This is a genomic window from Nostoc sp. WHI, assembly GCF_015714725.1.
GTDB lineage: Bacteria > Cyanobacteriota > Cyanobacteriia > Cyanobacteriales > Nostocaceae > Nostoc.
In genome coordinates, this window is record NZ_WBKM01000050.1 from 57,247 (window position 1) to 69,761 (window position 12,515).

Below are 12,515 nucleotides of genomic sequence, written 5' to 3' on the forward strand. Positions count from 1 at the left end.
GTTGCGGTATGTAGCTAAGGACAGCCTGTAACAATCAAGCGAGTTTGTAGCAATCACATTTTAGAGGCTACATATTCAATTTACCGCGTCTTATGTTGGGTAGGTAGCGATCGCAGGGGGGATTTCTCGACTGGGGAACCGTACCTTAAGATATGTTTACAATCGCCGAAGCTTGCGATGTCTACGACGGGCTACGCCTACGAGTAATCGTTGCTATCTTTTGGACTAGCACTTTAAGAGTACAGTTTTGAATTATACAGATGATTTTAATTTTTAGTAATTATTTTGACTAATTTTTTAATACTTCACTCTACTTGTTTTGTCACCAGGTAGGAGAATATTTTTAACTTTTCAACAGCATTTGTTACATCTGGCAGCTTAAGATTTACGTATACGCGCTAGGCTAGCAAGTGTGCGTGATGCCTATCACTAAGTCCAGCCAGATACCGGAGATGGGAGCAAATACCCACTTAAGTTTTTGTGCCGCGAGTGAAAGCAATTTGGCTACAAGTGCTAGCTTTTATTTATTGTTCACATGCACAGAAATTCTCAAGTAATGATAAATTTGCCTGTAAAAATAAAATTAACACAATTAAAAAACTAATCTTACTGACTAATGTTCTAAAATAGATTTAAGGTCTGTCTACCGCATTCAGTTAAAAAACAATAATAATTAATTTTGCTTTTAAAAGTCCTCCTAATTGTAAAGAAATTAAAAATTATTTGAAATAATAGTTATTAACTTTAATCATGGAACATATTTCTCAACTAACAGCCGAAATTACAGACAAAGCTGCATACCCGGATATTCTAGTTATCTCCCGGATCTTTCTGCCGAAAGAAGCTGTCATTGGAGAATATATCTACAATCGCTGTCTCCAAGATCCAGAAAGAGTTATTGTACTGACGGCTAGTTGCTCAGGAGATAAAGTATTTGACGAAGGTCAACAATTTCCTATATATCGCTGGTCTTATCCTAGATATTGGCGTAGTGGCTGGGTGGGGAGTATCCTGAAGCCTTTGGTCAATATCGTCTGCTCATTTGTGCTAGCAATTAAACTCTATTTTCGCTATCACTACCGTTATATTGAGTGGGGTCACGGCTATGACTTTGCTTCGCTGTTACTATTGAGCTATTTCTTACCTATTCGCTTTTTTATCTATCTGCACGGCAATGATCTTCTTTGTACTTTACACAATCCCGTGCTGCGATCGCTATTTAAATTAACACTCAAACGAGCCGAAGGCATTATTTGTAATAGTTCTTATACAAGAGACTACCTCAGAACTGCTTTGCGATTAGATACTCCTACTCACATCATTAACCCAGTAATTAGACCAGAAAAATTTGGTAATGCCGCGAATCCAAATAGCCTCAATGATTTACGTGTTCGCGTGCGTCAAACCTACAATATTCCCGAAACAGCAATAGTTATTCTCTCCATAGGAAGGCTAGTAAAACACCAAGGTTTTGACCGAGTGATTGATAACATCCCACTATTGCTAACTTTTGGAGTCGATGTTCACTATATACTTTGCGGACAAGGTTCTTGTGAGTCGGAACTTAAATCTCTGGTGCATCGTTTACGGGTAAATAAGCGTGTCCACTTTACCGGATATGTGCCAGAGCGAGAATTAGCAGGTTATTATGCAGCTTGCGACATATTTGCCATGCTGACTTTATTGGATACTAAAGCTAATAGTATGGAGGGTTTTGGTATGGTTTATTTAGAAGCAAGTTACTTCGGTAAGCCTGTAATTGCCCCTCGCTTAGGCGGTGTTCTAGACACAGTTCAGCATGAAGAAAATGGGATACTGGTTAATCCCAATTCTGGTTATGAAGTTTTTCAAGCTTTCAATAGGTTGTGTAAAGATCAGCAATTACGTGAGCAGTTTGGTCGCAAAGGTAAAGAATTCGCAAAGCGTAAAACTGCTTATAAATGTTTATATAAAACTGATAATAGGTGAGCAAATATTTAATGCTTACATCCTGATTGATGGCATGGAAGCGCGAAGGATCAAAGGTGGATATGTCATAGAACGTTTAATGTTGAGTGCGAACTATATAACTTCTAGTAGCGATGATATAGCGTTTCCTAATCTAGCGAGGTACAGCTTAACCTCACCCTGGTTCTGCTACGCAAAACCTTTCCCTCTCCTTACTAAGGAGAGGGAAAGATTTACCTTTGGGTAAAGCAAGGGTGAGGTTTTAATATGTACTTTATTTACCAGGGAACCGCTATATCTTGAGCTAGAGTTAATTTGTAATTAGGCGTGTAGAGAATAAATAACAGGCTTTTTAAGGAATTAAAATCAGGATTGGATATCAATTTTTGAATCTGCTTTATTACTATAAATATGATTCACGTAACATTGCTGTAACTATACCCGCATCCAGTCGCGTTTACGTGGCTGCTAATTCCCGTAATTTAGTTAAAACTGCTTGAGCATGACCTTTAGTTTTGACATTCGGCCAAGCATAGGCAACTATTTTATCAGGTGAAATTAGGAAGGTTGAGCGAACAACACCCATATATTCTTTGCCCATAAATTTTTTCAATTGCCAAGCGCCATAGGCTTCTGTCAAAATATGTTCGGGGTCACTTAAAAGGGTGATTGACAAGTTATGTTTGCTGATAAATTTACAATGGGACTTACCCGAATCTGGACTTACGCCTAAGATTTTCGCTCCCAGTGCGCTGAAGTCTTGATACAACTCGGTGAAATCTTTCGCTTCGGTGGTACAGCCAGGGGTGTCATCTTTGGGGTAGAAGTAGAGGACAATCCACTGACTGCTGAGGTCGTCGAGAGTGACTGAATTGCCATTTTGGTCAAGAGTAGAGAAATCTGGTGCTGGTTGTCCGACTTGGGGAATGTTGCTCATGATGGAGGGTGTGAGAGATTGCGATCGCTTTAGAATTGTACATATATTGAGCGATCGTACGTAACCACTAATTACGAATAGTATTAGTTTTGGTTGAACAATAACAAAACCCAAACAATTAGAAGCAATTTTTACTTACAAGCTACTACTTAAGTGAAAAGGTACGAAGACTTGCTTCCAAGATTGGTAATCTTTGTTCAAATTCATCTGCCCCAGTAGAAAAAATTACACTCCAAATAGTCCTACCATCTTTAATGATATAATGTATTTGTTTTCCACTTCTACCTAGTGATGTTTCTGTGATTATCCGTCCTATCTCATAACCTTCAACCGACGCGGTTTTCATATCCACTATACGAATTTGAGCAGGAAAGTGCTTGCTCTCCTCTTGTAAGTAAGTTTCTAAATTAATTGTAGGAGTTACTTGTTCCTTTGAGACAATTACATTAGTTAGGAAGCCTGAGTTACCCTTGATTGAGTCGAAAGCAAAAATTGGAAAAGCTGAGGGATTTTGTTGTACTTGTTGAGCAAACTGCTCAATTTGTGGATTGTGACTGCCTGACTTCTTCATTGATCTATAATCTCCACTCTCCCAACTTGGAGGCAACCACAATTCTGAGCCACTACCCTCAAACTTCTTCCAATCAGATGGAACACCCGAAGGGATATTTTCCTCGGAAATAAAAGGTTGTTGACTCGTGGAATCAGTATTTGCTTGCTCAGAATTACTTGCTTGTAACTCAGTTGGTGTTGAAGTCACCACTGGCTGACTTGCATGAGAATCAAATAACTTATAAATTCCCCGACTACCGAATTTAATTAAAAAAAGTATAGCAAAAGCAATTGCTGCACCTGTGAATTGGGCATTTTTGCTGGAAAATATATTAGTTTCAGTTTTTGAAGATTGAATTTGAGTAGCTGCTGACGTTTTAACTTGCCTACTTTGTTTAGGCTTTTCTATTTCTGTAGGTGGTAATTGTGATGTTGAAGAAGAAGGGGAATATGACTGCACAGTTGAATTAATTTCCGATAGACACCTCAAAATCATCTGGGCATTTTGAGGACGCTTGCCAGGAAATGCTTCCATAAGATAATCAATCAAACCAGCTACCTGTTTAGAAACTTGTAAAGCACTGTCTCGCCACATTAACTTACCAGTTCGCGGGTCTTCAGAAAATTGATCTGGAGATTTGCCGGTAAGTAAATAAACAAATGTACGACCCAGGGCGAAAAAGTCTGATTGTGGTACGGCTTTACCATTGGCTTGTTCTAGTGGTGTATAACCTGGTGAAAAAATCCCTGTTATATTCTGCCCTGCTGCTTTTTGATGATAGGTTGGTGTAACTTCTCTTGCTGTACCAAAGTCTATCAAAGCCAGATGTCCATCGGCTTTGAGCATAATATTTGGTGGCTTGATATCTCTATGAAAAAAGTTCTGCTGATGCACTTCATGCAAAATATTTACCAACTGAGTTAGCCATAAGAGTGCTAACTTTTCATCAATTGGGCGATTACTTCGTTGTTCCATATATTGGTACAAGTCCAACCCCTCGATTTTCTCCATTACCAAGCAATGCAGTGGCGCTTGGCTATTTTTGGGAGAAAATGCAAAGTACCCATCTCCTTTTGGAATTCCTGGATGATTCAGATGGCTTAAGACTTGTGCCTCTTGCTGAAACAGCGATACTGCCTTGGCATCATCCAGCATCAGAACTTTTAATACTTTGAGGGTGTTAGCGTGGTTGACTTCAAATGTCTTGGCAAAACCACCAGCACCTAATTGGCGAGTCACTCGATACCGTCCTTCCAAGAGCAATTCTGAGCCACAGGCTTGACAAAACAGGATATTTTCAGAATTTTGGGGTCTTGGGCAGTGGGGATTGATGCAGAGGGTCATGGTGTTTTTTGCAACACAGTTTGCCCCGATAGTCTAGCCTTACTGCGATATTCACGTCACCAGTAAAAATTAGGACAATGAACAATGCCTGCGGTTCTTGCTAGCCTACACACTGATTCATCTTTGCTTACTTACCATGAAAAAATTTCTCTTATAAGGTTGAGAGCGATGCCTGCGGCAACCCCTGCGGTGTACGCTTATATTTATCCGCCATAATAATGACTTAACCTACAGATATTTTTGTTTATCTATTCTCACCCTTCAAAGTTCACATGACTAAAGATATGCAACGCGAATTTACCAACCGCGATGAGTTGGTAGCCTACCTCCGCGAACAATTTCCAACTGTGGCACAACGCGATAGCCACATCAGCAAAACTGTGGGGGGACGCAAAGCGGCACAGATAGCGCTGCAAAAAATTGACCCAGTAGGCTACGCGCAAACACGTAATTTTTTCACAGGTGCAGTCACGCGACTTTCGCCTTACATCCGCTATGGCGTTTTGAGCTTGCGAGAAATTCGAGATTATGTCCTTGACCAGGTACAGCACCAAGACGATGCTACGAAACTAATTAACGAGTTAGGCTGGCGCGACTACTGGCAACGGTTGTATGTAAAGTTAGGGGATGGAATCTGGAAAGACCAAGAAGAATACAAAACTGGTTACGCTGCGGGTGAATATACACCCGAATTGCCGCAAGATATCAGACAAGGAACCACAGACAGAGTTTGCATCGACAGTTTTAGCCGTGACTTGAAAGAAACTGGCTATCTACATAACCACGCACGAATGTGGCTAGCGGCTTATATTGTTCATTGGCGGCGGATTCGTTGGCAAACAGGAGCCAAGTGGTTTCTCGAACACCTTTTAGATGGAGATCCTGCTAGTAATAATATGTCATGGCAGTGGGTTGCCAGCACTTTTAGTCATAAACCGTATTTTTTCAATCGTGAGAACTTAGAACGCTACACCAAAAGCGTTTATTGTCAGAAATGTCCCCTTTACGGTCATTGTGATTTTGAAGGCAGCTATGAAGAATTAGAACAGCAACTTTTTCCTAAAGGGGAATTTAGTAAACAAGCTAACAGCCAAAGTTGGCAGCATGGGAAAAAAGGTAAAAAGTGAAAAATGAGTAAACCAATTGTTTGGGTGCATGGAGATTGCCTCAGTCCATACAACCCTGTACTACAAAAATACCCCGATGCACCAGCTATCTGGGTTTGGGACGAGGCTTTGATAGAAGAATGGCAACTAAGTCTCAAACGTCTCGCTTTTATCTACGAATGCTTGTTAGAGTTACCCGTTGTTATCCGTCGTGGTAATGTGGCACAAGAAATTTTGGCTTTTGCAAAAGAACATAACGCAAATCTAGTTGTAACAGCCGACAGTCCCAGTCCCCGGTTCGATGATATCTGCAAAGAAATGGAGCGATCGCTAGCAGTCCAAGTGCTAGAAGTAGAACCATTTTTTGACTATGATGGCTATATTGACCTGAAGCGGTTCTCCCGCTATTGGAAAGTGGCTCAAAATTATGTTTTTGAATAGTCGAATTTGGAATTGTGAACCTTAGTATGCTTCGCTTGTAAGTAGATGGTTCTAAATAAATATAAGATAGTTTGTCATTGCGTTCGCCCTTGGCGTTCCCGTAGGGTACGAAGTGAAGCAATCTCAGCCTTTGCGATTGCTTCACTCCACTGCGTTTCGCTCGCAATGACATATTATATTTAATTTCGCTCAGCTACTTATACATCGTATACATAAAGCTAGAATTGGCTGAAAATGAAAATTACGTGCCAGAAGAGTAAATTTCAGTTACCTTAAATGTCTGTAAAACATTTAAAACTTTGCACTTTCCTAATAAATCTGTATAGGCTAAGTAATTCACACTAAAAAGCTCTCTCCAAAAGGGGAGTACTTTTTATTTAGTTTAATAAATAGTTATATTATCTGTTGTATTTTTTTATTTTCACAGACATAATGAAAGACTCCTAACAAACTGCTGAAAACAGATATGTCAATAAGTTGGATTTACCTGATTGCAGCAATAATCTTTGAAGTTTCAGGCACAACTTGCATGAAATTATCGCAAGGATTTACTAAAATAGGCCCTTCCGTATTAATCTTTGTTTTTTATGGACTTTGTTTTACTTTTTTGACGCTTGCTCTCAAAAGACTTGAAGTGAGTGTAGCTTATTCTGTATGGGCTGGATTGGGAACTGTCCTAATTGCTATTATTGGTATTATCTGGTTTCGTGAATCTGCTACATTCATCAAACTCATGTCGATCGCCTTAATAGTCATAGGGGTAATTGGCATTAATGCAAGTCAATAAAAGATGCCTCATTCATGTTAGAATTTATCAGGTGAATAAACTAAAATTGATCATTCTGCTTGTTGCTGTTGTAGTCAATACACCAGCATTTTTTATTGCTCCGTTAAAAGAGCAAAATGATCAGACTTAGCTATAGGGCTGTAACAAGAGTTAAAGGGCAAAGCTAAAAAGAAAATTTTATCTCTTTCTCTTTACCCCTTTCTCAACTTCTGCAAGAACTTTAATGCTTTTTTGGGAAGACTCAATCTGACTATTGCTAGGGCAATTGCAACTTAAATGTCATCAAGTAGCTCCTTTGGTTTTAGCAAAGTATTAATCGGCAAGTCGATTTAGGATTACTTCACTTCACTGGGTTCAAATTTAGTTACCTTACCTTTCTTAATCGCAACAATCACATCGTAGTGTGAACAGTAAGCAAATGTAACATTATTGGCTTTGTTGTAAAGATTAACTACGTGACCTGCACCACCTACCTGGATACCGATTGGCTCCAAGTCACCAAAAAAGAAACGACGCAGTTGATCACCACTACCTATCTTACCCTTACTCTTAGTAAGCAAATCTAGTTTCTGAGCTACAGACATTTCTTCGGCTGCTGATGCCTGTACTAATAATGGATTTATCACCTTTAATGGTACGTCCCAAACTGTGAAAAAACCAACCAAGGCAACACTTGTAAGTAGGGGGGCGAGTTTCATTTGTGACTCCTCTTCTCTGTTTTATCCTGAACATCCAAACTATCTCAGGTGGGAGTGAGACCTTATTGAAACTAAACCGCTATTTTCATGAATTTATCCCTTGAGAAAATTTAGTTAATTCTCATCACTTTCTCAGGTACTCATGGTTACTCAAAGTCACAGCAGAATTTAAGTGTTCTCTCAGCAAAACTTCATTGAGTTCAGAATGAAGGTAACTTAGTATAATGAGCAATGCTTTCATTGCAGTGGTGTTATTGTGACTAGACCCAAAAGACCACATCGCCTAATCCATAGAATTTCTGGACAAACATATCTCTGGCTAGCAATGCTAATTTTTGCAGCATCTAGCGCAGTTACCCGGAAGCTAACAGAAATTGGTGCCCAACATTTCATGGGTAATCGCAATCCGATTTCTTTGTGTAATGTTTTATTCGTGGGAAACCTTTGCGCCTTGATACTTCTGATCCTAATTTATGGGCGAGAATGGAACAAAGCTACCTTGAAGCAGATATCAAAGAAAGATTGGGTCAGTCTAACGGCAGTAGCTATTTTATCAGGAGCGTTGGCCCCTGGCTTAATTTTCCAGGCACTTGCACTCACAGGGGTGAACAATGTCATCTTAGTTGGACGCTTGGAACCGCCTCTAACTCTGGCTTTATCAGTCTGGTTATTGAAGGATAGGGTAAATATTTGGGAATTTATTGGAGCGATCGCAGCTTTGATCGGTGTTATCCTAACTATCATCCTTCAGCCACCAGGGGAAGCGATGATGAACATGGGAGGTTTCGGGTTAGGTATAGGAGAACTTTTGGCAGTAGCTGGATCGGTAGCCATAGCCGCTTCTACAATTATCGGCAAGAAATACCTCTCGCAAATTCCTCTGGGAATCTATAGTATCTATCGTACTGCACTAGGAACCGTAATCTTTTTCTTTTTTGCTTTAGTACTCTATGGCAGCGATCATTTCGCTGATGCACTCTCACCATTTCTGTGGCAGTGGATGTTTCTCTATGGTGGGTTGATTGTAGTAGTAGGTCAGTCTTTTTGGATTAAAGGCTTGAAAACTTCCACTATATCTATGGCTTCCTTAGTTGGCTCATTTAGCCCAATTGTGGGCATCCTAGCGGCTTATTTAATTTTGGGTGAAGTCCCTACCTTACCTCAATATATTGGTGGTAGCTTGGTTTTAGTAGGTCTATTCCTGAGCCAATTTGGTATTTGGCGTAAGAAGAACGGCAGCGTTGCGTCTGACAAGGTAAATTCTACTCAATTACAACAACAAGCAGAAAATGGTATGGGATTCAAGGGGATTTGAAAGAGGCGGAAGAATTTTAGATTTTAGATTTTGGATTTTGGATTGAACATCTAAAACCGCAAATCCAAAATTGAAGGGGTACGGCGCAGGAGGAAGCAAGAAGGCTTATTTTCTCAGCTTTTGCGTTATTTCATAATTGTACAGCAGTTAGTTTTGCCCTGCTGCATTAGTATGTCAAAATGAAAATACCCGATACCTCAAGGTGAGCGATCGCTCCAAAAGCAAGATTAAAGGATTGACCTGAGCAATGGCAGACCAAACCAATCAAAATCAAGCGGGAGAGGTAGCTCCCACCACTGCTGACAAGCAGGTTCCTAGTACAGATTCAACCGAAGCTACAGACCTTCCTACTGCCAACGCGCCAGATCCAAAAACCGCAGCCGCCGCACCAGGAGAAAAACCCGCCGCAGCTAAAGCCGCCAAAAAGGAAAAAGCCCCATCTGTTGAAGATAAGCCATTTGTAGAGTTTATTGAGCAAGATTACTTGCCAGCCTTACAAAAAGCGATCGCTCAACAAGGCGTGCAAGATTTACAAGTGTCTTTTGCCAAGCAGAAGATGCCAATCACTGGTTTTGAATCCACCGAAGAATGCTGGCAAGTTATTGGCAGTTGGTCGGAAATTGGTCTGCGTCAGTTTAACCTGTATTTCCCCGAAGAAGATATTCAAGGGAAAAAAGGATTTTCCTGTAATGAAGGCAAAAAACCCAGCACTCTTGAGTCATTTTTAATCGATGAGCGTAAAATTACCCTCGATTTGTTGGTGTTTGGCTTAGTTCAGCGCTTGGACGGTCAAAAGTGGTTAGGTAGAAATTAGTCATTGGTCATTGGTCATTGGTTTTTAACAAAGGACAAATGACAAATCACTAATAACAATTAAAGTTCATGGAAATGGTAAATAACGGCTCCAGTATTGGGGTCGTTATCAATTTTTACATAACCTGATTTATACATCTCTTTAAGAGTATTTTCTACTTCAGCAAAGCTAGCTCCCGTAAACTTCACACCTTGAGTCACAGTTAGAGTACCACCTTTGCTTTCTGCGGCTTCAATCAGTTTAATCATGAGTTGATTACCAGTTGGGCGGTGGACTTGGGAAGCAACCACTGCTTGATTTAAAGGTACACCCAAGGGAGATACACCTGCTTTTAGTCTCAGTTTGTGTTCATATTCATCAACCATACCGGGGATGAGCAACAGATCCACAATTTGTCCTACATACAAGAAACCAAAAGTAAACAGCCACAATAAACCTGTCCCTATCTTGCCATTGTATAGGCGGTGCAGCCCTCCCACCCCGAAAAATCCGACTGCACACAAGATGTAAGAGACAAGTAATCGGTCTTTCTGCTGATTGTTTTCAAGATTCATCTTGTTTTCAACCCTTTGGGTTTGCTCTTGTTGTCTAAGATGGTTTTCCATACTGTTTTTTGCATATCAGCATGGATAGATAGCGCAATTAAAACTTTTCAGTAATCATGCCAGTCATAGATTGTTAATTCTAAGATGAGCAATTTATGATCAAGCTACCTAACTTAATTGTAATAACAACCACAGAAAATTACTGAGATGGTAGCGTTTTGAGAATAGGATAAGCGTGTGCTACTCAACTTGATCAAAACAGTGCTGAATGCTGAACTACATTGAATTGACTACCAATCCGCGATTCTCGATTCCGCAAAAGTTGAATCATTGTTGCAACTCTTAATCTTTCACTTACTAGCTTTGTAACCCCCACCTTGGTAGACTAAACTTTATACAATTGGATTATTGTCAGCTATTGCGCCTTGCCAGAGCATTACCCTTGGCTTTTTGGTGAGGCAGTCCAGTCTTGAGGGTTTCCGCCATGAGCGACTGTGCGTAGCGTCACCCGAAGGATGTACTTAAGATAATAAAGACGAAAGAGCAATCAAGACATGGTAGATTCCCTCAAAAAACCAGGCTTTGAAGAAATACGGCCAGGGATTAAAGTCCCGGCGAAAGAAACCCTGTTAACACCTCGGTTTTATACCACCGATTTTGATGAAATGGCGCGGATGGACATTTCCATCAACGAAGATGAGTTAAGAGCCATTCTCGAAGAGTTTCGCACTGACTACAATCGCCATCACTTTGTTCGGGATGCCGAATTTGAACAATCCTGGGATCATATTGACGGGGAAACTCGCCGATTGTTCGTTGAATTTCTAGAACGCTCCTGTACGGCAGAGTTTTCTGGCTTTTTACTGTATAAAGAACTCGGTCGTCGCTTGAAAGGCAAAAGCCCCGTCTTGGCAGAGTGCTTTAACCTGATGTCACGGGATGAAGCGCGTCACGCTGGCTTTTTGAACAAAGCTATGTCGGACTTTGATCTGTCCCTAGATTTAGGGTTTTTGACTAAGAGCCGCGATTATACCTTCTTTAAACCGAAATTCATCTTTTACGCCACTTATATTTCTGAGAAGATTGGTTATTGGCGCTATATCACCATTTATCGCCATTTAGAAGCACATCCCGAAGACCGGATTTATCCAATCTTCCGGTTCTTTGAAAACTGGTGTCAGGATGAAAATCGTCACAGTGATTTCTTCGATGCGCTGATGAAATCTCAGCCGCAAATATTGAATGATTGGAAAGCACGGCTGTGGAGTCGGTTCTTCCTATTGTCGGTGTTTGCAACAATGTATCTCAATGACATCCAACGCAAGGACTTTTATGCCACCCTGGGATTAGATGCACGAGAATACGACATCCATGTAATTAAGAAAACCAACGAAAACGCAGGTAGGGTATTCCCGCTTATGCTGGATGTAGAAAATCCAGAGTTTTATGAGCGGTTGGATATTTGTATAAAAAATAACGAAAAGCTGAGTGCGATCGCTAACTCTAATACTCCCAAATTCCTGCAATTCTTCCAGAAACTACCGCTTTACATCTCCAATGGCTGGCTGTTATTGCGGTTGTACCTGATGAAACCGATTAATACTGTTTCTGCTGAAGGGACAGTTCGTTAAGTTATAGCAAGTTTGCAAAAGCTTTAGTGGTTCTACAATTAACAGAACCACTTTTTTTGTCTAAAAATTCATCCTAATGAGTACTACTCGTCAATCAGTTTAAGCAGCTAGGTTAGGTATAAGTCAATACCCTTGGGTTAAGATCCCCCCGCCTGCGGCGACCCCCTTAAAAAGGGGGTAAAAGAGATATTAGCCCCACTTTTTAAGGGGGGTTGGGGGGATCTCCGAACACTAAATATCACTAACCCAAGCGTAGTAAGAATAAATCAAACTATAGGACTATGATTTAATTTCTGAAAAAACTCCGTACAGATCAAAGAGCATTCTTTCCCGTTGCCTCTTGCCTCTTGCCTACCTACCCAGATAAGTTCAAAAATCAAATCGGATGGCCATATAT

General features: G+C 40.5%; 11 protein-coding genes. 7 read left to right on the plus strand and 4 right to left on the minus strand.

Going from position 1 to position 12,515, the window contains the following annotated elements; genetic code table 11:
* Positions 1–750: 750 nt before the first annotated feature.
* Entirely contained in the window at positions 751–1,968 is a 1,218-nt protein-coding gene (locus F8S12_RS05215; protein ID WP_196515282.1) for a glycosyltransferase family 4 protein, read from the plus strand.
* Positions 1,969–2,404: 436 nt separating this feature from the next.
* On the opposite strand, the gene bcp is transcribed toward F8S12_RS05215, so the two are convergent.
* Both bcp and F8S12_RS05225 read right to left on the minus strand, forming a co-directional pair.
* Complete coding sequence (gene bcp / locus F8S12_RS05220) at positions 2,405–2,884, minus strand: thioredoxin-dependent thiol peroxidase (RefSeq protein WP_196515283.1); 480 nt, start codon at positions 2,882–2,884, stop codon at positions 2,405–2,407.
* Positions 2,885–3,029: 145 nt separating this feature from the next.
* Positions 3,030–4,781 carry a serine/threonine protein kinase gene (locus F8S12_RS05225; RefSeq protein ID WP_196515284.1) on the minus strand — a complete coding sequence of 584 codons (1,752 nt, stop codon included), beginning with the start codon at positions 4,779–4,781 and terminating at the stop codon, positions 3,030–3,032.
* Between the two features lie 272 nt (positions 4,782–5,053).
* On the opposite strand from F8S12_RS05225, the gene F8S12_RS05230 reads away from it, so the two are divergent.
* From F8S12_RS05230 to F8S12_RS05240, 3 genes are all read left to right on the plus strand, one after another.
* A complete protein-coding gene (locus F8S12_RS05230) occupies positions 5,054–5,908 on the plus strand; it encodes an FAD-binding domain-containing protein (RefSeq protein WP_196515285.1) in 855 nt (284 codons plus the stop codon).
* A gap of 3 nt (positions 5,909–5,911) precedes the next feature.
* Positions 5,912–6,328 carry a hypothetical protein gene (locus tag F8S12_RS05235; RefSeq protein WP_196515286.1) on the plus strand — a complete coding sequence of 139 codons (417 nt, stop codon included), beginning with the start codon at positions 5,912–5,914 and terminating at the stop codon, positions 6,326–6,328.
* A 466-nt stretch (positions 6,329–6,794) separates the two neighbouring features.
* Positions 6,795–7,115, plus strand: a complete 321-nt coding sequence (locus F8S12_RS05240; RefSeq protein WP_230967806.1) for a DMT family transporter — start codon at positions 6,795–6,797, stop codon at positions 7,113–7,115.
* 335 nt (positions 7,116–7,450) lie between these two features.
* On the opposite strand, the gene F8S12_RS05245 is transcribed toward F8S12_RS05240, so the two are convergent.
* Positions 7,451–7,813 carry a hypothetical protein gene (locus F8S12_RS05245; RefSeq protein WP_196515287.1) on the minus strand — a complete coding sequence of 121 codons (363 nt, stop codon included), beginning with the start codon at positions 7,811–7,813 and terminating at the stop codon, positions 7,451–7,453.
* A 256-nt stretch (positions 7,814–8,069) separates the two neighbouring features.
* On the opposite strand from F8S12_RS05245, the gene F8S12_RS05250 reads away from it, so the two are divergent.
* Complete coding sequence (locus F8S12_RS05250; protein WP_196515288.1) at positions 8,070–9,128, plus strand: DMT family transporter; 1,059 nt, start codon at positions 8,070–8,072, stop codon at positions 9,126–9,128.
* A 247-nt stretch (positions 9,129–9,375) separates the two neighbouring features.
* The gene (locus F8S12_RS05255) at positions 9,376–9,942 is read left to right on the plus strand and encodes a DUF2996 domain-containing protein (protein ID WP_196515289.1); all 567 of its coding nucleotides are present in this window, start codon (positions 9,376–9,378) and stop codon (positions 9,940–9,942) included.
* Between the two features lie 59 nt (positions 9,943–10,001).
* On the opposite strand, the gene F8S12_RS05260 is transcribed toward F8S12_RS05255, so the two are convergent.
* Positions 10,002–10,496, minus strand: coding sequence for a TM2 domain-containing protein (locus F8S12_RS05260; protein ID WP_196515294.1), 495 nt, complete (start codon positions 10,494–10,496; stop codon positions 10,002–10,004).
* Positions 10,497–11,041: 545 nt separating this feature from the next.
* Between F8S12_RS05260 and acsF the strand changes: the two genes are divergently transcribed.
* Positions 11,042–12,118 (plus strand): magnesium-protoporphyrin IX monomethyl ester (oxidative) cyclase, encoded by a 1,077-nt coding sequence (acsF, locus tag F8S12_RS05265; RefSeq protein WP_196515290.1) that lies wholly within the window; start codon positions 11,042–11,044, stop codon positions 12,116–12,118.
* The last annotated feature ends 397 nt before the right edge of the window (positions 12,119–12,515 follow it).

Coding starts and splice junctions, on each gene's coding strand:
- F8S12_RS05215 (WP_196515282.1), top strand. CDS start 751: ATGGAACATATTTCTCAACTAACAGCCGAAATTACAGACAAAGCTGCA.
- bcp (WP_196515283.1), bottom strand. CDS start 2,884: ATGAGCAACATTCCCCAAGTCGGACAACCAGCACCAGATTTCTCTACT.
- F8S12_RS05225 (WP_196515284.1), bottom strand. CDS start 4,781: ATGACCCTCTGCATCAATCCCCACTGCCCAAGACCCCAAAATTCTGAA.
- F8S12_RS05230 (WP_196515285.1), top strand. CDS start 5,054: ATGACTAAAGATATGCAACGCGAATTTACCAACCGCGATGAGTTGGTA.
- F8S12_RS05235 (WP_196515286.1), top strand. CDS start 5,912: ATGAGTAAACCAATTGTTTGGGTGCATGGAGATTGCCTCAGTCCATAC.
- F8S12_RS05240 (WP_230967806.1), top strand. CDS start 6,795: ATGTCAATAAGTTGGATTTACCTGATTGCAGCAATAATCTTTGAAGTT.
- F8S12_RS05245 (WP_196515287.1), bottom strand. CDS start 7,813: ATGAAACTCGCCCCCCTACTTACAAGTGTTGCCTTGGTTGGTTTTTTC.
- F8S12_RS05255 (WP_196515289.1), top strand. CDS start 9,376: ATGGCAGACCAAACCAATCAAAATCAAGCGGGAGAGGTAGCTCCCACC.
- F8S12_RS05260 (WP_196515294.1), bottom strand. CDS start 10,496: ATGAATCTTGAAAACAATCAGCAGAAAGACCGATTACTTGTCTCTTAC.
- acsF (WP_196515290.1), top strand. CDS start 11,042: ATGGTAGATTCCCTCAAAAAACCAGGCTTTGAAGAAATACGGCCAGGG.